This is a genomic window from Vibrio sp. JZG10 (genome assembly GCF_054064075.1).
The window spans coordinates 291,074-313,319 of the sequence record NZ_JBSUGE010000001.1; the positions used below are offsets into that span (position 1 = coordinate 291,074).

The following is a 22,246-nucleotide window of genomic DNA, read 5'->3' on the forward strand; positions in this document are numbered from 1 at the left end:
TTCCATCCTACTCTTTAAGAACCAACGGCAAACCAGCAGCAACAAAGGTAACACGATGGCAAACACTGGCTAGTTTTTGATTCATCCGTCCTGCATTATCCACAAAGTAACGACTAACCGCCCCCAAAGGCACAATACCCATTCCAACCTCGTTAGAGACGAATATTAACGTCGCATCTGAGCCACGTACCACCTGTATAAGCTTTTCAATTTCTGCTTCTAGCTTCTCATTGGAACATTCATCACCTAACTCAAATATCCAATTATTGAGCCACAAGGTTAAACAATCGACCAGTACAACATCGGTGTTAGCGAAATTTGTCAGTAACTCAGATAAATGAAGGGGGCATTCATGCTCTTGCCACTCGCCCCCTCGTTGCTTTTGATGATGCGCTATTCGCTCTCGCATTTCTTGGTCAAATGGCAGCGCGGTTGCAACATAATGTAATGAGTGTTGAGAAGTGGTCGATAATTGCTTGGCTGTTTTTTCCGCCAAATGCGACTTCCCAGAGCGCGCGCCACCGAGTATCAATTGCTTCATGAGATGTGATAAAACCCAATCATAGTGAGATAAACAAGCAGTTCCGATAGCTGCTGCGCTGCGCCAAGACAATCCCCCGTAAAGCCGCCAATTCGCTTGGTTAACCAACGTTTGAACATCAAACGAAATACCACGAGAACAAGCGATATAAAGATCGCCTGCGTGATACCAAGCACAAGCAATGTTATGCCACCAGTAAACAACAAAATGGAGACTTCTAAAGAAGACTGGCTATTTGCCAGCGGTTTACTTTTCGACGTATCACTGTCACTGACATAAGGCATGTCATAAATAAGCGTCGCGGCTAGTGCTCGGCTTGCGGTATAAGCGACGACAATGACCAACCAAAACTGCGGTAAGTTAGCCAGTTCACTCCAAAAAACATACTTAGCCAATAACGCCATAATGAGAGTGGCTGCACCATAAGTGCCAATGCGGCTGTCCTTCATAATAGAGAGGCGTCGCTCGACAGTCATGCCACCGCCAATGCCATCCGCCATATCAGTCAAGCCGTCTTCGTGAAATGCCCCTGTTAACAATAAGCTAAACACCATCGTTAATACTATGGCAACCGATTCTGGGAAAAGAATTGAGGTGAGCGAAAATACCAGAGCACAAAGCGCTCCAAGCACGAGACCAACTAACGCGAAGTAACGACCGGCCTGATTCATGCGTTCTTCACTGTATGGCAAGGCTTGGGGGACGGGTAAGCGACTAAAAAAACTGATAGCTAATAGAAACAACTCCCACTGGTATCTTAACGATGACGGCGTGACGTTCTCAGAATTATCAGGGACTGACACTATACTGTAACTCCTGCACTCTCAAAACTCGCCATCTTGTTGTAAAACTGGGCAGCAGCTTTTAACAAGGGTAAGGCAAGAGCGGCTCCGGTTCCCTCCCCTAATCGTAAACCAAGATCGAGTAGAGGTTCTGCTTTTAGGTACTCTAATACAAACTTATGTCCATTTTCTTCGGAGCGGTGGGCAAACAACATGTATTCGCGAGCTTCTTCGTCTAGCAACGTTGCAATATACGCAGCAACCGATACGATAAATCCATCCACTAAAACTGGGGTTTTAAGCCGCTTGGCTTCTAAAAAAGCGCCTACCATTTGTACGATTTCAAAGCCTCCAACCTGTGCGAGAACCGCTTTAGTATCAAGACCTCGACATCGGTTCACGCCCTGTGCCACTAGTTTATATTTACGGCTCAACTGCTGTTGATTGATTCCTGTACCGACACCAACACAATAGTCAATATCTAATGAACTCAGCGCCGATAACAGTGCGGAAGCCGAACTGGTGTTACCAATGCCCATCTCACCGAACATCAATAGATTTGAGCCAGACAAAATGGTTTGCTCAGCAATCTTCGCACCATACTCTAAACCTAGCGCCACTTGTTCTGGGGACATCGCTGATTGTTTAGAGAAATTAGCCGTACCGTTACCCAACCGTTGTTCAACCAAGTTTGGATGAAACTTAAATTCTGGAACCAGCACATCAATAGGTGCCAACATGCCGCAATCTATTACTTTGAGTTGGATGCCATTGATGTCGCAAAAGCAGTTGATGGCTGCGCCGCCGGCGAGAAAGTTAGCCACCATTTGCTGAGTGACTTCGCTTGGCGCAATACTTACGCCCTCCTCTGCAACGCCGTGATCTCCAGCAAATACCAGCATGCTCGGTTTACAGATAGCGATGGAATCGACTGGCTGAGGTTTATCCTGACTTTGAATAAGAGCTAGCTGTAGTGCCACCTTTTCCAATAAGCCTAAAGAACCGACGGGTTTGGTTTTGTTATCTATGCGCGCTTGTATCTCCGCTGCAAAAGAGTCATCCATTTTTTACGTTCCTTTGATGTTGTCTGGGTGAGAGGTGTTCCATTGATTAAGAAATCTTGCTCAGCCCCAGTTTTGAGCGTCCACTATTGTATACCCTTGCATCCGCTTGGGGCAGCGCTAATCAGATTTCTGTTAGGAAAGTCTACTGAGTTCGCAGAGCATCTCACCTTTCGAGCATTCGATTATAAGTAACTCCTTGAAATCCGCTACAATAGCTTAGGCTATATTCCCATATAGGAGAAAGGACATGGATAACAACACCTGCGCCATCATCGCTGGGGCGACTGGCTTAGTCGGTTCAAAAGTCATTACAAACCTCATAAATCAATCAGGTGTTGGTACCTTATATTATCTTTCTCGCCGCCCACTCGATGGCGTCCTAGATGCGGACAATAAGCTTGTTCCTCTCATTGATGCCGACCTCTCTATCCACCAATGGGATGATAACCAACCAACACCGACCATCGGCTTTATCTGTTTAGGCACAACTCTTAAGCAAGCTGGTAGTAAGGATAATTTGCGTAGAGTAGATGTTGATCTGGTGTGTAAAGTCGCCCAACAGATGAAAACGATCGGAGTCAAACGCCTTGCGGTTGTTTCTAGCCTTGGTGCAAATAGTAAATCACCATCCCATTACTTAGCCTGTAAAGGACAAATGGAACAAAGAATCGAAGCTATGGGTTTTGAGGAAATCGTGTTTGTTCGCCCAGGCCCGCTTGTTGGTCAACGTCAAAGTCCAAGAACGGACGAGAAGTTAGTGCAAATTCTGTTTAAGGTAATTCGCCCACTCATGCTTGGCAAACTGTCCAACTTTTTACCTATTCGAGCGGAAGATGTCGCCAAAGCGATGATTTATCAACTTTTCAGTTATCAAGAAGATTCGGTGGTTTACTTACAAAGGCAAGAAATGCGTGACTTACTGCATCACTACGAATAACCATTTTGTACATTTAACGTGCTAATTCACACTCTCACGCGACTTAGATCTCGTTTTTATATTCATTTTAGATCTAGCTAATACCCGTTTGTCATTTTTAAAGTTATATCGCGAGCGTTATCTTACGCCCCATAAACAAATCCGTATAAAACCCCGTATAAAAAACAACCGCCATTTCGGCAGGTTGATAAGGTCAGATTATGAATTTTGCAGTGATAGCCTCTCTAGCCGTCTTTGTTGGCATATTGTTCTTTCTATTTAACCAACAACAAAAGAAACACACACTCTCTCGTCTCGTTTTAATCGGTCTTGTTACTGGTTCTCTTTTTGGTCTTGCTTTGCAACTCATTCACGGTGAAGGCAACAGCGCAATTGCTCAAACACTTGAATGGGTAGGCATTGTAGGCAGTGGCTACGTTGGTCTACTGAAAATGGTCATCATGCCACTAGTATTGGTATCGATGATCTCTGCAGTTGTTAAATTGGAAAAAGGTGGATCATTAGGTAAAATTTCTGGCCTGACCATCTCTGTTCTTCTTGTAACGACTGCAATTGCTGCACTCATCGGTATCTTGGTGACAACGACATTTGGCCTTTCAGCAGAGGGTTTAACTGAAGGCGCGCGTGAAACCGCTCGTATCGCCGTTTTAGAAAGCCGTGCCGGTACAGTAAGTGACCTAACTATTCCTCAAATGCTAGTTAGCTTCATTCCAACCAACCCATTTGCTGATCTAACAGGTGCTCGCTCGACCTCAATTATCGCTGTCGTTATCTTCGGTGTATTAACCGGTATCGCCGCTCGTAAGGTGATGATGGAAAAAGCAGAGTTAGAATCACCGATTCGTACTTTCGTAGAAGCAGCTCAATCAATCGTTATGCGATTAGTGAAGATGATCATGGCGTTAACGCCATACGGCATCGCAGCACTGATGGCAAAAGTGGTAGCGACATCAAGCGCAGGCGACATCCTAAACCTACTTGGCTTTATTGTGGCGTCTTATGTTGCTATCGCTCTGATGTTTGTTGTTCACGGCGTATTAGTCTCGTTTGTCGGCGTTAGCCCTGCGGAATACTTTAAGAAAATCTGGCCTGTACTGACCTTCGCGTTTACATCTCGTAGCTCAGCAGCAACGATCCCACTAAACGTAGAAGCGCAAATCACCAAGCTTAACGTTCCACCAGCAATTGCAAACCTATCAGCATCGTTTGGTGCCACTATCGGCCAAAACGGATGTGCAGGTATCTATCCTGCAATGCTGGCAGTGATGGTAGCTCCGACAATGGGCATCAACCCACTGGATCTACACTTTATCCTGTCATTGATTGCGATTATCACCATCAGTTCATTTGGTATCGCTGGTGTGGGTGGCGGCGCGACGTTTGCAGCATTGATTGTTCTTCCTGCAATGGGCTTGCCTGTCACCATCGCGGCGCTGCTTATCTCTATTGAACCATTGATCGATATGGCACGTACCGCACTGAACGTTTCAGGATCAATGACTGCGGGTACAATTGCTAGCCGAGTGCTGAAGTCACCAGAAAGTGAAGCAACATTGGAAGAAACACGAGCATAGAACTCAAATTCTTTCCAAAGCGATAAAACGTAAAGTATCAAGCCGATGGTTCGCCATCGGCTTTTTCATTTTCAAAAATTCAACTTGCATCTTTCGTTGCTAGTCAAGGCGTTGAATGGTCTAATACTGTCATCGGTTTTGTAAACGGTAAGCAGAATGCACCAAGATAATCAGCCCACTTTTTTCTTCTTTGATTATGAGACATGGGGAACAAACCCCGCGAAAGATCGCCCAAGCCAGTTCGCTGGTGTCCGCACAGATGAAAACTTCAATATCATCGGCGAACCTTTAGTCATGTACTGCCAGCCACCTGCTGATTATCTTCCGTCTCCTGAAGCTGCGCTTATTACTGGTATTACTCCGCAAAAAACGGTTCAAGAAGGCCTTTCTGAGCCTGAGTTTATCGCTAAGATTCACGCTGAACTCGCGAAACCAAATACAACCAGTTTAGGCTACAACAGCATTCGCTTTGATGACGAAGTGACCCGTTATACTTGTTATCGTAACTTTATCGACCCATACGCATGGAGTTGGCAAAACGGTAACTCGCGTTGGGATTTACTCGATGTATTACGCGCGTGCCACGCCCTTCGCCCAGAAGGCGTAGAGTGGCCAGAAAACGAAGATGGCTTCACTAGTTTTAAATTAGAGCACTTGTCTGTTGCTAACGGCATAGAACATAGTAACGCGCACGATGCGATGGCAGACGTGATTGCGACTATCGAAATGGCGAAAAAAGTCAAAGCAGCGCAACCAAAATTGTTTGACTACTTCTTTTCTATGCGCCAAAAGCGCAAGCTCAATGAATTAGTCGACATCGTCAACATGACGCCGTTGATGCACGTTTCAGGCATGCTAGGGCGCGAATGCCAGTACACTAGCTGGATTGTGCCTGTTGCTTGGCACCCAACCAATAATAACGCCGTTATCACTATCGATTTAGCGAAAGACCCTCAGCCTATTCTAGAGCTATCCGCAGAAGAGCTACACGAAAGACTCTACACTAAGCGAGAAGATCTTGGTGAATTGCTACCAGTGCCTGTTAAGTTAGTTCATTTAAACAAATGCCCTATTCTCGCCCCTGCAAAAACGTTAACGGCTGAAAATGCGGAGTCTATTGGCATTGATCGCCAGCAATGTCTCGCTAATCTCGCTTTGTTGCGCCAACATCCTGAAATTAGAGAAAAGTTGATTAGCCTCTTTTCAGTCGAGCGTAAATTCGATAAAAGTGATGACGTCGATACGCAACTTTACGACGGATTCTTCTCTCCGGCCGATCGCGCAGCCATGGATATCATTCGAGAAACCGACCCGAACAATCTTGCCGCATTGGACATTGAATTTGATGACAAGCGCATTAAACCTCTATTGTTCCGCTATCGTGCGCGTAACTTCCCAGGCACATTAGACGAGCAAGAACAGAGACGCTGGGCATTACACTGTCGAGAAGTGTTTGAAAGCCAAATTGAAGAGTACATGCTGAATTTAGAAAACTTAGTTCACGAACATGAAAGTGACGAAAAGAAGATTGCGATATTAAAATCCGTGTACCGTTATGTAGAGAGCTTAGCTTCTTAACTCCTCCCAATACAAGCGCACCTTATGGTGTGCTTGTTGTTTATATACTGTCAAAATGATTAAAGAACGATTCTTACAACTGATCCAACTGCTCATTTCAATCTTCCTCATCATGGGAGCACTTGGCATCGGAATTACCATTCAAAAGTTCACTGGCGTTTCCGTCCCAGGAAGTGTCATCGGTATGCTCGTACTGTTTTTCTCCATGACTCTTGGGCTTGTAAAGGTCGATTGGGTCAAACCGGGCGCCACGCTATTTATCCGCTACATGATTTTGTTGTTCGTTCCTATTAGCGTGGGATTAATGCAACATTTCGATATGTTACTCGCTAATGCCCTCCCTATCATTGCTAGCGCAGTTGGAGGCTCACTCATTGTACTGGTCAGCCTCGCTTGGCTGCTGGACTACTTGCTAAAGGAGAAGCACTGATATGTGGTTAGTTGTTACCATTGCGGTTTTTCTTGTCGCGCGCCAAATCGCAATCAAAGTGAATAATCCTCTAGCAAATCCTTTGCTAATCAGTATTGCAGTGCTCATTCCTTTGCTTACTTACTTAAATGTACCGTTTGAAACGTATTATGCGGATAACGAAGGGATCAGTTTTTTACTTCAACCAGCCGTAGTTGCTCTGGCTTACCCGTTATATGAACAACTACCACAGATTAAAGCAAACTGGCGAATCATCACTTTTGCTTGCACAGTAGGCAGTGTGATGTCGATGATGACAACCACCTTGATCGCAGTCGCTTTCAAAGCGGATATCAGTTTAATCGCAAGTCTAGTGGGTAAATCCGTCACTACGCCAATAGCAATGGAAATTTCGAGTCACCTCGGTGGTGAAGCTGCCGTTGCGGCGATCTTGGTTCTGATTGTTGGTTTATTGGGCGCGATTTTGGCATACCCAATTTACAACTTAATTGGAATTAAACACCCGATTGCACGTGGCCTAACAATGGGTACCGTGTCTCATGCCTTAGGCACCGCGACATGTGCAGAGAAACAGCCCATTGATGCCGCGTTCTCATCACTCGCATTGGTTTTATGCGGCATCATCACTTCTATTTTGGCTCCAAGCTTTTTTGCTTTGGCTGTCTGGCTATATCAATAGTTAAGCGCTCTCGGTCTGCCCTCCTTCCGGCAGGCCGTGGCCTTCCCGTTTCTTCCTTATCCCTTCCAAAATTCTGTATTACCTCATCTAACAACCCGTTCTAGTAAGATCGTTAAGGTACTCTGACGAGATACACACTAATAACTTCAACATTCAGTGCAATATTACTGACTCAACGTTGCTTAGATATCTAGGAATAACGTTGTGTGGACATGTAGGCATCGTAATTAACATATCCCAGCGTCTTGGTCATATGAATATATACTGATATGGTTAATTGTGAGACGGAGATAACGCTTCACGTCAGTGCAATCGAATACATGTGTGAGCTCACTCTAATTATGTAACAGAATTACCAATTGCATTATTTATCGTGATCTAACGCACGGAACATTTCTATCCTTCACATAGAATAACTGTCCATGCAATAACAAGGATTCAACATGAAAAGTCGCATTGAACAGGCGCTAGCAGGCGCTCCCGAAGCACTTTCCAAACAACTTGCTCCTATCATCCAAGCTGATGATTTTGATGCTACGCTTTCAGTTCAACAGTTTGAGCAGTTGCTTTCAGCTACCGGTCTATCAGATAAAGAGCTTCGTGTTGCTCTACTTCCTTTTGCCGCAGCATATTCCTATGCTCCTCTTTCTGAATTTTATGTCGGTGCTATCGTTCGTGGTCTCTCAGGTCGCCTTTACTTCGGTGCCAACATGGAATTCTTTGGTGTTCAGTTAGGTCAAACAGTTCACGCTGAGCAGTCTGCAATTAGCCACGCTTGGATGAAAGGTGAACGTGGTATTAAAGATATCACTATTAACTTCAGCCCATGTGGTCACTGCCGTCAGTTCATGAACGAGTTATCTACCGCAAACGAGCTTAAAATCCAGCTCCCAGAACGCGAAGAAAAGTCACTGCATGAATACCTACCTGAAGCCTTTGGACCAAACGATCTCGGTATCGAATCCGGCTTAATGGCAGAAGTAAAGCATCAGTTCTCATGCGATGATGAAGACACTCTAATTCAAAGCGCTGTTGAAGCGATGAACATGAGCCACTCACCATATACCAACAACCTGAGTGGCTTAGCATTAGAAATGGCTAGCGGCCGTGTATTCCAAGGTGCTTATGCGGAAAATGCAGCATTTAACCCTAGCTTGCCGCCATTACAAGTTGCGCTGATCCAAGTACTACTTGCGGGTGAAACCTTTGACAATATCAAAGCCGCTGCTCTGGTAGAAAACTCAGAAGGCAAGATCAGTCATTTGGCTGATACGCAATCAACGTTAGAAGCGTTAAATCCAGATATTCCACTTAGTTTTGTCAACGTATAAGCGACAATTTCAGTATAAAAAGCTCTACGGCATGTAGAGCTTTTTTATTGCCTAAAAACCAAAGGCAAACGTTTGCTTTGCCATGAAACTTCAGTATGATCTCCTGCAATTTCTGTCTCACCACTCTATTTTGTAAGGGAACACTATGTTTGGCACTGCAACCAGCGCAAATGCTACCCGTGTATTACTTTTAGGCTCTGGCGAACTCGGTAAAGAAGTCGCAATTGAATGTCAGAGACTTGGTTTAGAAGTGATTGCTTGTGATCGCTATGCTAATGCTCCAGCGATGCAAGTTGCTCACCGTAGTTACGTCATCGATATGTTAGATGGAAGCGCCTTAGAAGAAGTTATTACAAAGGAACAACCTACTTACGTCCTACCTGAAATCGAAGCTATCGCAACCGACAAACTGGTAGAGCTTGAAGAAAAAGGGCTGAATGTTGTTCCAACCGCTAAGGCAACCAAGCTAACAATGAATCGTGAAGGTATCCGACGTTTGGCTGCAGAAGAACTAGAACTGACAACATCACCTTATCGTTTTGCAGATACTTTTGAAGACTTCAAAGCCGCGGTTGAGCATGTAGGCATCCCGTGCGTAGTAAAGCCAGTTATGAGTTCTTCAGGTAAAGGGCAAAGTGTCATCAAGACCGAAGACGACGTAGCAAAAGCATGGGATTACGCACAGGAAGGCGGACGTACGGGTGCAGGTCGCGTGATCGTGGAAGGTTTTATCGACTTCGATTACGAAATCACTTTATTGACCGTAAGAGCCGTTGACGGTGTTCACTTCTGTGCTCCAATTGGCCATCGTCAGGAAGATGGCGACTACCGCGAATCATGGCAACCGCAAGCCATGTCAGAAAACGCAGTAAAAGCAGCAGAATACACGGCAGAGAAAGTAGTCAACGCACTCGGTGGCTACGGCATCTTTGGTGTAGAGTTATTTGTTAAAGGCGATAAGGTCATTTTCAATGAGGTCTCTCCTCGCCCACACGATACAGGCATGGTCACTATGATTTCTCAGGAAATGTCAGAGTTTGCTCTCCACGTACGTGCATTTACCGGAATGCCGATTAATAATATCGTACAATATGGCCCATCTGCGTCGGCCGTTATTCTTGGTCAAGGGACTTCCACAAACATTCGCTTTGACAACCTAACCAAAGCCTTAGCTCAACCTCAAACGCAAGTTCGTCTATTCGGCAAGCCAGAAATCGATGGTCGCCGTCGTTTAGGTGTTGTCCTTACGCGACGAAAAACCACCGAAGAGGCCGTTCAAGGTGCTATTGAAAGTGCATCAAAAGTGAATATTACTTATTAAACGAGCTCCAATCCTACAAAAAACAGCGCAGCTCTAATTGCTGCGCTATTTCGTGTTCCAAACCGAGAAAAACCTATTCACTCTCGATTAAGTACACTTCTTCAGAGAAGCGCCTTAAGCCTTTTTTAGCAATTTTAGGATGGTTTTCATCAGCTTCATCTACGTTCAAGCAGGTAACTTTGTAACCTGAAAATAACTGCTCAATCTCTTCAACTGGCACGCTAAATGGAGGCCCCGCCATCTCTTCTTGAGGATAGTTGAGTGTAACAAGCAAAATACGACCGCCTGGATTCAAAAGTTGCTTGAGGCGCTCTACATACTCCTCTCGCATATCTTGCGGTAAAGCAACCAACGCGGCGCGATCATAAATGATATCGGCTTGAGATACTGGAGCAGTGAAAAAGTCCCCAGTATAAATAGAAAGCTCATCAAATTGATAAAGCTCGTGCATACCATTAACAGGCGTCACGGTTGGCGTATAAAAATGTTCAGCAAAAAAGGCACGAACAGCGATATGGCTCAGCTCAACACCTTCAACTGAATCATGCTTCATCGCCAACCAAATCAAGTCTTCTGACTTTCCACACAAAGGCACTAACACTTTGTCTTCACGCTTTGGGTTTGTGTGTTGCCAATATGCAGGTAATAGCGGGTTTACATCTTCCAAGTGAAATCCGATTTGATTACTGGCCCATTTATTATGCCAAAACTCTTGGTCTCTCATTTTACTTTCTACTTGTCGGCTGATTTTCATTTTGAGAAGTAAGACTAACGATTTTTTTCAATTTGTCTATGCCGTTCATCTTTGGTTAATACAGCGGTGATAGGATGTAAACGTTCTTATAGGAACCACGCCTTTATCTGATAAACAGAATAAAGAAAAGAGAAATGGTGATCTAACGCACGATTCCACTTCAAGACAAAACTGAAACCTTGGAATCTTTCGTAATGACCCCATTAATAAGTTAGTACCTGATTTGCCGAACTTAGCGACCTTTATGTTCCCTATTTTCTAAGTACAAGCAAGTTAAGGAGAGTGAATGAGCTTATTTCTTCGTACTACAGCATTGATGCTTTTGGTACTTAGCCGTGCACCGGCATTTGCCGCACTTCCAATTACCCCAGCGCCGAGTGGCGATCAAAATCGTTCAACAAGCCAAAACGAAGTTTGTTCGAAACTCTTTAAACATAGCCTTAGCGGCTTGTATGGTATTCAGTCAATCGACGCAACTCCAACTCAGCCATACACTGACTTCGACATTCTTTACAGCAAAGCTCACCAAGCACAATTTGAGCTTGAAACTATCTGTAAAAGTACCGCACTTCTTAATGATGCTCAGCCATACTTCGCAGGCGTAAAGTCCAAACAACGAGCAGAAGAAAAAATAGCTTTGGAGTTAGATGGAAAAGTCGAACGCATTACTGACCTAGCCCGTGCCACGATTGTTGCTGAAGACGTCGCGAGCTTAGTCTCCATTTATGAAACCTTAGAGCGTGAAACAACAATTGTTAAAGTAAAAAATCGCTTCAAAAAACCTGGTCCTTCAGGCTATAGAGACTTGAACTTACTCGTTCGTTTACCAAAGACAAATCTAGTTGCGGAAGTTCAACTGCACTTAAAAGCCATCGCAGATGTGAAAAGCGGTCCTGAACACGACCTATACGAAAAAATCCAGAAACTAGAACGCCAAGCGATGATGGAGAAACGCGAACTAAGCGAACTAGAACTCGCTTCTATTCGCAACATGCGTGCACAGTCTAAAAACTTGTACCAACAAGCATGGCAACCATACTTAACAACGCACCTAGAAGCAGCGTAATCCATATCATTAAGATATACTCAAAAACAGAAAAACCACCGCATTGCGGTGGTTTTCGTTTATATGCGACACAAGTTTTACGCAAAAAAAAGACCACGCCTTAGCGTGATCCATTTATTCGGCTTACTGTACTTTCTTCAGGTTTTCTACACGAGCTTTTAACTTCTGACCCGGGCGAAAAGTCACTACACGTCGAGCAGTAATTGGAATATCTTCACCGGTTTTCGGGTTACGACCAGGTCGTTCATTCTTGTCACGAAGATCAAAGTTACCAAAACCTGACAGTTTTACCTGTTCGCCACTTTCCAGTGCCTTACGAATCTCTTCAAAGAACACTTCCACCGTTTCCTTGGCGTCCCGCTTACTAAATCCTAATTTATCAAACAGGTTTTCTGCCAGTTCGGCTTTTGTGAGCGCCATAAAACTTTCCTCAAAGCTATGTTAAACAATGCTACGTTAGTGTAGCGCCAGAGCAGTTTTACCCTACCAATTCAACAACATATCGGGGTTACATCAGGAAGTGTATGACAAGCTTATGATTTTCGCCAACTTTTTTCTTGGCGAACAAAAGGAATAGCACTATGTAAATTATTGTTAAACGCCAACATTTTGATATTTTTGTTTTTGTTTTCTCTTTAATAGGAAAAACATCCAGCTGATAAAACTAAAAGTAGTTTAAATATCAACATTAATCACTATTTAATAAAAATATCAGAGATTGGTTATTTAACAGACACTTGACATAGAACTTGTCGTAAATTCAGTGATTTGTATGTAACTCGATACGTAACAATTGAACTAAATGGTATGACCACCTGGCTTTGTAACTGTGCTTAGAAAGCTTGATTAAACCCACGCTTCTCACTGTTCAGCGATGACGCAATATATAAAGGTTGATAATGTGGTTCTTCGTGTATCTCCACATTAGCTCCTTACACTTCATCTAGGCGACCATGATTAATCAAATCATAAATATTCTTTTCCCTGTTTTTGCTCTTGTCGGCGTCGGCTATTTGGTAGGTTGTTACATCAAGCCTGACTTTCGTCCAATCAACCGCATTAACATTGAGGTTTTCACACCTGCGCTGGTGTTTTCTTCGCTCGTTAGCATGCCGTTAGGCTCGAATCAGGGACCACTCCTTTTTGCAGCAATTGTCGCGGTTTTGGTTCCCGCACTACTCATGATCCCTGTATGTCGATTGACGTCACTGTCGTTTAAAACCTGGGCACCACCACATATGTTTCGCAATAGCGGAAACCTTGCTATTCCTTTGTTTACCTATACGTTTGGAGAAATTGCGCTATCCTCAGCAGTACTGCTATTTGTCGTGTCAGCATGCTTGCACATTAGTTTAGGTGTAATGCTACTTAGTCATGGCAACCCTTTTAAGCAAATAGTCAAGATGCCAATCTTTTTAGCTGCGTCGTTGGCTCTGTTTCTCAACGTGTCAAATGTGGGTGCATGGGCACCTTTATACGAAGCGACCGCTCTACTTGGCCAAGCGGCAGTACCCGTGATGCTTTTATCCCTGGGGGCGCAAATGTGTCATTTAAGAGTGGACGGTTTAAAGGTTGGTGTATTGTGTACCGTGCAGTCGCTTGCAACTGGGGCGGTTGCATTTGCACTTATTTATTGGTTAATTCCCCTTCCAACGATGCAATTGCAAATGATGGTACTCTTCACAATGCTGCCACCAGCCGTCATGAATTACCTATTTGCGGAAAGGCTGAATATAGAGCCCATGAAAGTGGCGTCAATGGTACTATTTGGCAACTTTTTCAGTATTCTTACGCTGCCACTTCTGCTTAGCTATACCCTCTCACTCGCTGCCTAGCCGCCAATAAGCTAGCGTTAGCGTCTGTTGGCTGAAAAACGATATATGCCAAGTCTCGATTAAGCGTTACCTCAAGTTTGGTCCAGATTTTTGAGGTTGTTGGAGGTGACGTAAACGGCCTAGTACGTGAATCACAATAAGATAATGCTCAACATAAAAAAACCCTGCCGATTTGACAGGGTTTTTAGTTTCTTAAGAGAGATAGTTCGTCTAACGCTTAGTCACGTAGAGCAGCACCAAACTTCTCAGAAACGTGAGCAACGATAGCGTCAACCGCACCAGCGATATCTGCATCTTCAAGCGTACGCTCAAGTGACTGTAGAGTCAGAGCGATTGCTAGGCTCTTCTTACCTTCTTCAACGCCTTTACCTACGTAAACGTCGAACAGTTTCGCATCTTTAAGGAACTCGCCACCTTGCTCTAGACAAGCGTTAACGATGTCACCAGATGCAACAGCTTCATCCACTACTACCGCGATATCACGACGGTTTGAAGGGAATTTAGAAAGTGCTACCGCTTCTGGGATCACTTTGCTGTTGATTGCAGACCATTCGATTTCGAATACGATAGTACGACCGTTTAGACCGAACTTACGCTCAAGCTCAGGGTGAATGGTACCGATCACGCCCACTTCTTTGCCATCTACGATGATTGCCGCAGATTGACCTGGATGAAGCGCTGGGTGCTTAGCTGCTGCGAAAGAGTACGCTTTTTCGTTCGCAGATAGCTCTAGAATCGCTTCTAGATCGCCCTTAAGGTCAAAGAAATCAACCGTGTTAGTTTCGATATCCCAATGCTCTTCACCGCGAGTACCAGCAATAACACCTGCAAGCATAGGCTCTTGGCGCATGCCGTTTTCTGCAGATTCACATGGGATGAAACGTAGACCGTATTCGAATAGACGAACACGTGGCTGTTGACGCTTCTGGTTGTGAACAACCGTGTTCAGCAGACCTTGGATAAGACCAAGACGCATTGCTGACATATCTGCAGAAATTGGGTTTGGAAGCACTAGAGGCTCAACACCAGGTACAACTAGCTTTTGTTGCTCAGGCTCAACGAAGCTGTATGTAATTGCTTCGTGGTAACCACGGTCAACAAGAAGATCACGAACGCGTTTCAGTGGAAGATCCGCTTCAACGTGGTTGTGCATCTTAAGTGCTGCAGCTGGGTGTTGGTTAGGAATGTTGTCGTAACCGTAGATACGGCCAACTTCTTCAATCAGGTCTTGTTCGATAGCGATATCGAAACGCCATGTTGGCGCTACTGCCACCCAACCTTCTTCTGAAGCTTCAACAGTCAAACCTAGGCGCTCTAGGATTTCTACTACGTCAGCATCAGCGATGTGGTGACCTAGTAGGTTGTCTAGCTTCGTACGACGTAGAGCAACTTTGTTTGGCTTAGGTAGGTCTGCTTCAGACTCTACTGCAACAACAGGTGCTACTTCACCGCCACAAATTTCAACAAGAAGCTGAGTTGCACGCTCCATTGCGCTCACTTGTAGTGCGTAATCCACACCACGCTCGAAACGCATTGAAGAATCAGTGTGAAGACCGTAGCTACGTGCGCGACCACGGATGTGGTCAGGTGCAAAGAATGCACACTCTAGTAGAACGTCTTTAGTCTCAGTTGTTACACCAGACTCTTCACCACCAAAGATACCTGCGATTGCAAGTGCTTTGTTGTGGTCAGCAACAACTAATGTATCTGCGTTTAGTTCTGCTTCGCTGCCGTCAAGAAGTGTTAGCTTCTCACCTTGCTCAGCCATACGAACTACGATGCCACCTTCGATCTTCGCTAGATCGAATGCGTGCATTGGTTGACCTTGCTCTAGAAGAACATAGTTAGTGATGTCTACAACAGGGTCGATAGAGCGAATACCACAACGACGCAGTTTCTCTTGCATCCATAGTGGCGTTTCAGCTTGAGCGTTTACGTTCTTAACAACACGACCTAGGTAACGAGGACACGCAGCAGGAGCTTTCACTTCAATAGACACTTTATCGTCGATTGAAGGGGCAACTGCTTCTACTGATGGCTCAGTCACGTCAGCACGGTTTAGTACGCCAACTTCACGAGCTAGACCACGAATGCTGAAACAGTCAGCGCGGTTTGCTGTTAGATCTACGTCTACCGTTACGTCATCTAGACCTAGGAATTCACGGAAATCAGTACCGATTACTGCGTCTTCTGCTAGTTCCATGATGCCGTCTGACTCAACATCAATGCCTAGTTCAGTGAACGAACAAAGCATGCCGTGAGATGGCTGGCCACGTAGTTTCGCTTTTTTGATTTTGAAATCGCCTGGAAGAACAGCACCAACTGTTGCTACCGCTACTTTCAGACCTTGGCGACAGTTAGGTGCGCCACAAACGATGTCTAGAAGCTCTTCTTCACCCACGTCAACCTTAGTAACGCGAAGTTTGTCTGCGTCTGGGTGTTGACCACATTCAACAACGTGACCCACTTTAACGCCAGTGAAAGAACCCGCCACAGGAAGAACGTCGTCTACCTCTAGGCCGGCCATTGTAATTTGATGAGTGAGTTCGTCAGTAGTAACCGCTGGGTTTACCCACTCACGAAGCCATGATTCGCTGAATTTCATGTTGATGAACCCTCTGGATTACTTGAACTGTTTTAGGAAACGAAGATCGTTTTCGAAGAACGCACGTAGATCGTTCACGCCATAACGAAGCATCGTTAGACGCTCAACACCCATACCGAATGCGAAACCAGAGTATTTTTCAGGATCGATGCCTACGCTACGTAGTACGTTCGGGTGAACCATACCGCAGCCTAGTACTTCTAACCATTTACCGTTTTTGCCTTTCACGTCTACTTCAGCTGAAGGTTCAGTGAATGGGAAGTAAGATGGACGGAAACGTACTTCTACTTCTTCTTCGAAGAAGTTACATAGGAAATCGTGCAGGATACCTTTCAACTGTGCAAAGTTTACGTTCTCATCAACCAGCATACCTTCCACTTGGTGGAACATTGGGGTATGAGTTTGGTCGTAGTCGTTACGGTATACACGGCCCGGTGCGATGAAACGGAATGGTGGTTTACCATTTTCCATCGTACGGATCTGTACGCCTGACGTATGAGTACGAAGCATCAAATCTGGATTGAAGAAGAAAGTATCGTGGTCAGTACGCGCTGGGTGATCAGCGGCAATATTTAGCGCATCAAAGTTGTGGAATGCATCTTCGATCTCTGGGCCAGCTTCGGTGTTAAAACCAAGTTCGCCAAAGAACTTCTCAATACGCTCTACAGTACGAGTTACTGGGTGTAAACCACCGTTTTCAATACGACGACCTGGTAGTGTTACGTCGATTGTTTCTGCTGCTAGTTTCGCTTCAAGCTCTGCGCGTTGTAGTGCGTCTTTACGAGCTGCGATAGCTTGCTGAACGACGCCTTTCGCTTTGTTGATTTCTTGACCAGCTTCACGGCGTTCTTCTGGTGGTAGTTTACCTAGGCTTTGAAGTTGAGCAGTTAGCTCACCTTTTTTACCCAGATACTGAACACGCACTTCATCAAGTGCGACTAGCGATTCGGCAGCTTCAATTGCAGTGCTCGCGCTAGCAATGATCTCTTCTAGATGTTGCATCGTTTCCTCATCTACCTGTTGGTAGTGTCCATAAGGGAGTGATTGGTTTTTTGATAGCTGTACATAGTAGCCAAACCGGGCACCAATGCCAAATTGAATTACGAAAAGAAGAGGTTATTGAATAAAAAGAGCACAAAAACGTCAAAAATGTCATCTTTCATTAATCTGACGTTAAGTTGTGCCCTTTTGTTTTAGAAATAGTATTGAATAGATAGCTCGATAAAATCGTCATCTCGGGCGAAATAGAGCAAATCGTTTGGCGTTTCATTTTGGAACAACCAAGCATCAATTTGCCACTTAAAGTTATTCGATATTCGGCTCGAGGCTTCTAACTTGGCATTGTAAACATCGGCGTTATCTAAATCCTTTGTGATTCCGTCAACACTTCCGTTCCGTCCTCGTCGTTGAGCGCCCAACGAATGCCTGCAAACACATCATTTTGACCGATAGTTTGTGCGTTATTCCCACGACTGTCGTAGAGGTACTCACCAATCACACCCACATCCCAAACCGTGTCAAATGCGCCAACGAAGGTGTACTCAAATCCCGTCACAAGACCGACATGATTATCAGCACTACCTCGATAAACACTTTCCAGCTTCCATAACCAATCGCCAACGATTCCTTGTACATCGAGACCGACATGACTCATCAGAGCGTAGTAAGGCTTTAATTCCCCGTACTCAAAACGAAAGTAAGGATCCCGGTTTGTTCCATATAAATAGCTCAGGCCTACGTCCCAATCGCCAAGCATTTTCGAATATCGAAAAGCCACATCTACCTGCTTTTCTTCTCTGCTTGATTCATAGATAGCATCATCTGAGACAACAGGTTCGGTTCGCAAGCGCCCGTCAGTGCCCGCAAACGTTCGCTCCCTAAAGTAAGGTAATAACATTGCATGGACGGTGCCCCAGTCTTTGAATGAGGTGAAATGCAACATTGGCTGACCGAGTTTATCTTCACCATCGACGGCTTCAATGGCGTCTGTCTGGTTTACTACATCAACCAAATGTGCGGATTCCGTCACTCCCCAAAAGACCTTACTAATCCCAACTCGAAGCTCATAATCATCCCAGTACGTCAGATAAAGCGCCTCTCTTATGTCTCCATGACTTCGCTCATCGTCTAGACTATCCAAACGATAGAAAGGTGTGAGGGTAAAGCTCGCATCACCATTTTGCATCTCCCAGTAAAATTCTGGCTGCAAAACCAATGACGTTTGCGCTTTGCTCTGACCCAGAGAGCCAGTTTCAAAAAACTGACGATGCTCAATATTGACTTGTCCAGCAAGCTCAACGGCGGCAAGAGGCATCGAGTAAAAAGAGGTTGCTGCGCTAAGCAACAACCCAACATTTGATCGGTTCATTTCTCCTCCACTACCTCACTCGCTTTAACACATTCTTATGAAAATCATTGTCTTCTAGCCCAGTGTTAAAGCGCATTTCACTTGTTGTTAGCTCAGTGCTTTTTCCTGTTTGATGATTTGTCATCGCCATGGTGTGCGCTCGCCAATATTGGTTGAGGTACTGCTTGTAATCGGAAAAAGAAAGCGTTTTTAACAACGACCCTTTGCGATCGTAAAACTCAACTTTCAGTGGGCGGTAATGCGCTTTATCTAACCACACCGTTTGCTTGGTATAACCTGAGTTCTTATCGGTCGGAATTTGCTCTACGACGAAAACATCTTGCCCGTTTATGCTGTCATCTTTTAGGTAGTTGAAACGGTATTTTTCAATCTCAAAGGAACTGAGATCCTCATACGCAAATTCACTGCCCATGAAAGGGCCTGATTTGTTACGCGAGGAAATACGTTTCACACGCTTCAGTGCTGGAAGGTAAAGCCACTGGTCATCGGCACCCACTGTATGAGAGTGGTTGAGAAACGCGGTGCCTTTCACATCTCTTGGTTCATCAAATATTGTGAGTCCTTTGTCACCATCGTCCTCAACTTCGAGTGATTGGAGGCGCATTAAACGTGTGCTGCTTTCTCCTTGTGCGTTCCGCAGAATCATTTTCATGGTAGCAACAGAATCCCCCCACCCTTCATCACGGGCTTTGCGCTCTTGAGCAATTTCTAATCCTTTCGCTTCATCCGCTAACACCGCATGACTCATAAAAAGCGAGACAGAAAGTGCAGATACTTTTAAGGCATTTTTTAGTAAATTCATGTTCAATCCTTTGATTCGTTATGACTGAGTAACAGCCGTGGTTTGAGAGTCAGTTGATTTAAGCTTGTTTCGGCGGTCCACCTCGTCGTAGACGCCTTTGTCAAACAACATCAGTAAAGTCGGTAGAAAGATGAAATCCACAACAAGAGCAATGAAGATAACAATGGCACTCAACTGTCCCATATCGGCATTTAAGCGGAAGCTCGACATCGCCAGAACAGAGAAACCAGCAACAAGCACGACGGTCGTAATCCAAAGCGCGCGCCCCACGGTGCGAAAAGCGTAACGAACCGCTTGTTCCGCGCTATGGCCATCTTTACGAGCGTGTTGGTATTTAGAGAGAAAATGAACGGCATCATCAACCACAACGCCAAGCGTCAACGTCACAACAACAGACAACCCCAAATTAATTTCACCAGAAACCAGTGCCCAAATACCAAAACCAATAAGCGCAGGGGCGATATTCGGGACCAGGCTGATTAAACCGAGCTTGAACGAGCGTAAGGCAAAGATCAGTAATGCCGAAATTAAGACCAGAGTGATAGGCAAGGTTGACAGCATGCTAGCCATATTCGTTTCGCCAATATGCGCAAACATCAGTGATGGACTAGAAGCAACAACATCATACTGAGGCGCGTTTTCGTTAAACCATTGGTAAATACGATTTTCCAAATCAACAAGCTCGACGCTGCCCAAGTTCTCCACGGTGAGAACCATCTTGATTGACGACTTATCAACATTGATTTGGTTGTTCAAATCTAAGCCATACGGTAGTGACATTTCATAAAGCAGCAGATATTGAGCCGCTAATTCTCTGTCTTGAGGGAGCGAGTAATAAGCCTGATCATCTCCATGCATGTTCTTGTTTAGGCGCTTATAAACATCGCTCAAGGTCGCAACATGGTCCGTTTCTGGCTGCAATCTTAGCCAGTCAGTAAATTTACCCACAGTATTGAGAAAATTAGGATCCGCAATGCCCTGCGATTCGTTAGTTTTTATCGCGATACTGATGTTCGCCATGCCACTGATTCGCTCTTCCATAAAATCAGCCGCTCGACGAAATTCATTGCTATGACCAAAATATTCGACGGATTCATCGTTGACTTTGTTCAGCGGAATCAAACTCGCACTCGCGACAGTAACAAGCACCGACAACGGCAATAACGCATGTCGCTTTGACACCACGAAATCCCCTAAGTGATCCATAAAGTGCTTTCTTTCATCAGCAGTGTCTGACTTCACCCTAACAGGAAGGATATGAAGTAACGCCGGAAGTAATGTGATGGAAAGGAAACAAGCAATCATGACGCCAAGGGCTGATAGGTTGCCGAAATCTCTCAGGATTGGAGAATCCGACATATTCATCATTAAAAAGCCGATCGCGGTGGTAATGGAGGTAATCAGGATGGGCATGAAATTGAGCGCAATACTTCGTTCAATAGAATGGGCTTTACTAAAGCCGTTTTGCATAGACTGACGCATCGTCGCTATAATGTGTACACAGTCGGCGACGGCAAGCGTCATCACCAAGGTAGGCACATTAACTGTCGCCGTGCTTAAGAACATACCAGCCCATCCTGATAATCCCATTGTCACCATAACTGAGCCGATAATAACGATGAGTGTCGCGATGACGCTAAGCAATGAGCGCAACATGAGAGTCAGGAAAACCAATATCACTAGTAGCATGGTCGGCACTAGCGTCGCGCTGTCATCTTGAGCTGCGGTCATAAACGCGTAGTTCATTGCAATAATACCGGCTTTGTGGAAATCAGTATCCGGGTACACTTGCTGATAACGCTCAATCATTCCGTTTATGTAGGCAACCACTTCTTGTACTTCAGCGGTTTTATCGACCTCAGGGAGTTGGACCGTAATATTCACGACCGTGACATCCCCTTTTTCGGAAATCAGTGAACTTTTCAAAACCGGCTCACTCAACGCAATACTTTTGACTTTCTCGATTCGCTGAGGCGTCAATTCATATTCGCTATACAGTAAATCTTCGACAAGAAGATCATCTTCAAACGCTTCGGTATGCTGGTAGTTAGCAAGGGAATCAACACGGGTGGAGTATGGGACTTGCCACGCCTCGTCAGTGATCTGCTGAATAAGAGATAAGGTGTTCGGAGTAAAAACAGTGCCATTTTTTGGCGCTATGACCAAAGCAAGACTGTCAGATTTTGCAAAGGTAGTCTGAATTTCATCAAACGCAAGTAACTGCTCATTTGTTCCATCAAAAAAGATGTCGTAATCCCCTCTAAAGTAAAGATTTTTTCCTCCAATAGTTGCTATAACAATCAATAAAACGGTAGCAAGCACAACCAACACACTGTAATTCGTTGGTAGCTTGACCCAGCTCATTCGGGCTTGTTGTTGAACGTTGTGATGTGGCATCACACTCTCCTTTTGTGACGTTTCGTCAAATTTAAAAACTAAAAAAAACAGCGAATGCTGTGATAACCAGATAACTTCAACATATAAAAATCAGATCGAATTTATTTGGTTATATAAGTTAGTTTTTGAGTAACTTCCTATACTTCTCGAGATCGGTAACTTGAGTACCAACCTCTATTTTT

Annotated in this window: 18 protein-coding genes and 1 pseudogene; 9 read left to right on the forward strand and 10 right to left on the reverse strand. The window is 44.7% G+C overall.

All coding sequences use genetic code 11. The annotated features are described in order from the left end of the window. Nucleotides 1-7: 7 nt before the first annotated feature. Genes cobU through cobT form a run of 3 tightly spaced genes read right to left on the reverse strand, consistent with a single transcriptional unit; the run spans nt 8 to nt 2,387 of the window. Nucleotides 8-541, reverse strand: a complete 534-nt coding sequence (gene cobU / locus ACWYVB_RS01360) for a bifunctional adenosylcobinamide kinase/adenosylcobinamide-phosphate guanylyltransferase (protein WP_005397778.1) — start codon at nt 539-541, stop codon at nt 8-10. Next, nucleotides 538-1,344, reverse strand: a complete 807-nt coding sequence (locus tag ACWYVB_RS01365) for an adenosylcobinamide-GDP ribazoletransferase (protein WP_046874846.1) — start codon at nt 1,342-1,344, stop codon at nt 538-540. The genes cobU and ACWYVB_RS01365 overlap by 4 nt, the downstream gene beginning before the upstream one ends. Then, on the reverse strand, nt 1,344-2,387 hold the full coding sequence (gene cobT, locus ACWYVB_RS01370) for a nicotinate-nucleotide--dimethylbenzimidazole phosphoribosyltransferase (RefSeq protein ID WP_457527671.1): 1,044 nt from the start codon (nt 2,385-2,387) through the stop codon (nt 1,344-1,346). The genes ACWYVB_RS01365 and cobT overlap by 1 nt, the downstream gene beginning before the upstream one ends. A gap of 247 nt (nt 2,388-2,634) precedes the next feature. Between cobT and ACWYVB_RS01375 the strand changes: the two genes are divergently transcribed. The 7 genes from ACWYVB_RS01375 (at nt 2,635) to purT (ending at nt 10,237) form a co-directional block, all read left to right on the forward strand. Continuing rightward, entirely contained in the window at nt 2,635-3,324 is a 690-nt protein-coding gene (locus ACWYVB_RS01375; RefSeq protein WP_182018907.1) for an NAD(P)H-binding protein, read from the forward strand. 200 nt (nt 3,325-3,524) lie between these two features. Next, entirely contained in the window at nt 3,525-4,898 is a 1,374-nt protein-coding gene (locus tag ACWYVB_RS01380; RefSeq protein ID WP_005377885.1) for an L-cystine transporter, read from the forward strand. A 156-nt stretch (nt 4,899-5,054) separates the two neighbouring features. Beyond that, nucleotides 5,055-6,476 (forward strand): exodeoxyribonuclease I, encoded by a 1,422-nt coding sequence (gene sbcB, locus ACWYVB_RS01385; RefSeq protein ID WP_005397785.1) that lies wholly within the window; start codon nt 5,055-5,057, stop codon nt 6,474-6,476. Between the two features lie 55 nt (nt 6,477-6,531). Continuing rightward, nucleotides 6,532-6,906, forward strand: a complete 375-nt coding sequence (locus tag ACWYVB_RS01390) for a CidA/LrgA family protein (protein ID WP_005397786.1) — start codon at nt 6,532-6,534, stop codon at nt 6,904-6,906. 1 nt (nt 6,907) lies between these two features. Beyond that, on the forward strand, nt 6,908-7,585 hold the full coding sequence (locus ACWYVB_RS01395; protein WP_005377888.1) for an LrgB family protein: 678 nt from the start codon (nt 6,908-6,910) through the stop codon (nt 7,583-7,585). A 443-nt stretch (nt 7,586-8,028) separates the two neighbouring features. Further along, nucleotides 8,029-8,916, forward strand: a complete 888-nt coding sequence (gene cdd, locus ACWYVB_RS01400) for a cytidine deaminase (RefSeq protein ID WP_005397788.1) — start codon at nt 8,029-8,031, stop codon at nt 8,914-8,916. Nucleotides 8,917-9,061: 145 nt separating this feature from the next. Then, a complete protein-coding gene (purT, locus tag ACWYVB_RS01405; protein ID WP_457527674.1) occupies nt 9,062-10,237 on the forward strand; it encodes a formate-dependent phosphoribosylglycinamide formyltransferase in 1,176 nt (391 codons plus the stop codon). A 73-nt stretch (nt 10,238-10,310) separates the two neighbouring features. On the opposite strand, the gene ACWYVB_RS01410 is transcribed toward purT, so the two are convergent. Then, nucleotides 10,311-10,961: a thiopurine S-methyltransferase gene (locus ACWYVB_RS01410; RefSeq protein WP_152812305.1), complete on the reverse strand. Its 651-nt coding sequence runs from the start codon at nt 10,959-10,961 to the stop codon at nt 10,311-10,313. 316 nt (nt 10,962-11,277) lie between these two features. Here ACWYVB_RS01410 and ACWYVB_RS01415 point away from each other — a divergent pair, with 316 nt between their 5' ends. Further along, on the forward strand, nt 11,278-12,057 hold the full coding sequence (locus ACWYVB_RS01415) for a RelA/SpoT domain-containing protein (protein WP_006741655.1): 780 nt from the start codon (nt 11,278-11,280) through the stop codon (nt 12,055-12,057). 123 nt (nt 12,058-12,180) lie between these two features. Here the strand turns inward: ACWYVB_RS01415 and ihfA are convergent, their stop codons facing one another. Next, nucleotides 12,181-12,477 (reverse strand): integration host factor subunit alpha, encoded by a 297-nt coding sequence (ihfA, locus tag ACWYVB_RS01420; protein ID WP_005377899.1) that lies wholly within the window; start codon nt 12,475-12,477, stop codon nt 12,181-12,183. A 533-nt stretch (nt 12,478-13,010) separates the two neighbouring features. On the opposite strand from ihfA, the gene ACWYVB_RS01425 reads away from it, so the two are divergent. Next, entirely contained in the window at nt 13,011-13,892 is an 882-nt protein-coding gene (locus ACWYVB_RS01425; protein ID WP_457527677.1) for an AEC family transporter, read from the forward strand. Nucleotides 13,893-14,109: 217 nt separating this feature from the next. Here the strand turns inward: ACWYVB_RS01425 and pheT are convergent, their stop codons facing one another. The 5 genes and pseudogenes from pheT to ACWYVB_RS01450 all read right to left on the reverse strand — a co-directional run bounded on the left by pheT (nt 14,110) and on the right by ACWYVB_RS01450 (nt 22,064). After that, nucleotides 14,110-16,497, reverse strand: a complete 2,388-nt coding sequence (gene pheT, locus ACWYVB_RS01430; protein WP_457527679.1) for a phenylalanine--tRNA ligase subunit beta — start codon at nt 16,495-16,497, stop codon at nt 14,110-14,112. 18 nt (nt 16,498-16,515) lie between these two features. Then, entirely contained in the window at nt 16,516-17,499 is a 984-nt protein-coding gene (gene pheS, locus ACWYVB_RS01435) for a phenylalanine--tRNA ligase subunit alpha (RefSeq protein WP_005385470.1), read from the reverse strand. 191 nt (nt 17,500-17,690) lie between these two features. After that, nucleotides 17,691-18,865 (reverse strand): annotated as a pseudogene (locus ACWYVB_RS01440) (hypothetical protein). A 10-nt stretch (nt 18,866-18,875) separates the two neighbouring features. Continuing rightward, nucleotides 18,876-19,667 carry an outer membrane lipoprotein-sorting protein gene (locus tag ACWYVB_RS01445; RefSeq protein WP_048626274.1) on the reverse strand — a complete coding sequence of 264 codons (792 nt, stop codon included), beginning with the start codon at nt 19,665-19,667 and terminating at the stop codon, nt 18,876-18,878. Between the two features lie 18 nt (nt 19,668-19,685). Next, complete coding sequence (locus tag ACWYVB_RS01450; RefSeq protein ID WP_457527682.1) at nt 19,686-22,064, reverse strand: efflux RND transporter permease subunit; 2,379 nt, start codon at nt 22,062-22,064, stop codon at nt 19,686-19,688. Between the last annotated feature and the right edge of the window lie 182 nt (nt 22,065-22,246).

Bases quoted from the DNA above. Each gene is read 5' to 3' on its own strand.
- pheS (WP_005385470.1), bottom strand. From the start codon at position 17,499: ATGCAACATCTAGAAGAGATCATTGCTAGCGCGAGCACTGCAATTGAA.
- ihfA (WP_005377899.1), bottom strand. From the start codon at position 12,477: ATGGCGCTCACAAAAGCCGAACTGGCAGAAAACCTGTTTGATAAATTA.
- ACWYVB_RS01425 (WP_457527677.1), top strand. From the start codon at position 13,011: ATGATTAATCAAATCATAAATATTCTTTTCCCTGTTTTTGCTCTTGTC.
- purT (WP_457527674.1), top strand. From the start codon at position 9,062: ATGTTTGGCACTGCAACCAGCGCAAATGCTACCCGTGTATTACTTTTA.
- cobU (WP_005397778.1), bottom strand. From the start codon at position 541: ATGAAGCAATTGATACTCGGTGGCGCGCGCTCTGGGAAGTCGCATTTG.
- pheT (WP_457527679.1), bottom strand. From the start codon at position 16,497: ATGAAATTCAGCGAATCATGGCTTCGTGAGTGGGTAAACCCAGCGGTT.
- sbcB (WP_005397785.1), top strand. From the start codon at position 5,055: ATGCACCAAGATAATCAGCCCACTTTTTTCTTCTTTGATTATGAGACA.
- ACWYVB_RS01380 (WP_005377885.1), top strand. From the start codon at position 3,525: ATGAATTTTGCAGTGATAGCCTCTCTAGCCGTCTTTGTTGGCATATTG.
- ACWYVB_RS01415 (WP_006741655.1), top strand. From the start codon at position 11,278: ATGAGCTTATTTCTTCGTACTACAGCATTGATGCTTTTGGTACTTAGC.
- cdd (WP_005397788.1), top strand. From the start codon at position 8,029: ATGAAAAGTCGCATTGAACAGGCGCTAGCAGGCGCTCCCGAAGCACTT.
- ACWYVB_RS01390 (WP_005397786.1), top strand. From the start codon at position 6,532: ATGATTAAAGAACGATTCTTACAACTGATCCAACTGCTCATTTCAATC.
- ACWYVB_RS01450 (WP_457527682.1), bottom strand. From the start codon at position 22,064: ATGCCACATCACAACGTTCAACAACAAGCCCGAATGAGCTGGGTCAAG.
- ACWYVB_RS01445 (WP_048626274.1), bottom strand. From the start codon at position 19,667: ATGAATTTACTAAAAAATGCCTTAAAAGTATCTGCACTTTCTGTCTCG.
- cobT (WP_457527671.1), bottom strand. From the start codon at position 2,387: ATGGATGACTCTTTTGCAGCGGAGATACAAGCGCGCATAGATAACAAA.
- ACWYVB_RS01395 (WP_005377888.1), top strand. From the start codon at position 6,908: ATGTGGTTAGTTGTTACCATTGCGGTTTTTCTTGTCGCGCGCCAAATC.
- ACWYVB_RS01410 (WP_152812305.1), bottom strand. From the start codon at position 10,961: ATGAGAGACCAAGAGTTTTGGCATAATAAATGGGCCAGTAATCAAATC.
- ACWYVB_RS01375 (WP_182018907.1), top strand. From the start codon at position 2,635: ATGGATAACAACACCTGCGCCATCATCGCTGGGGCGACTGGCTTAGTC.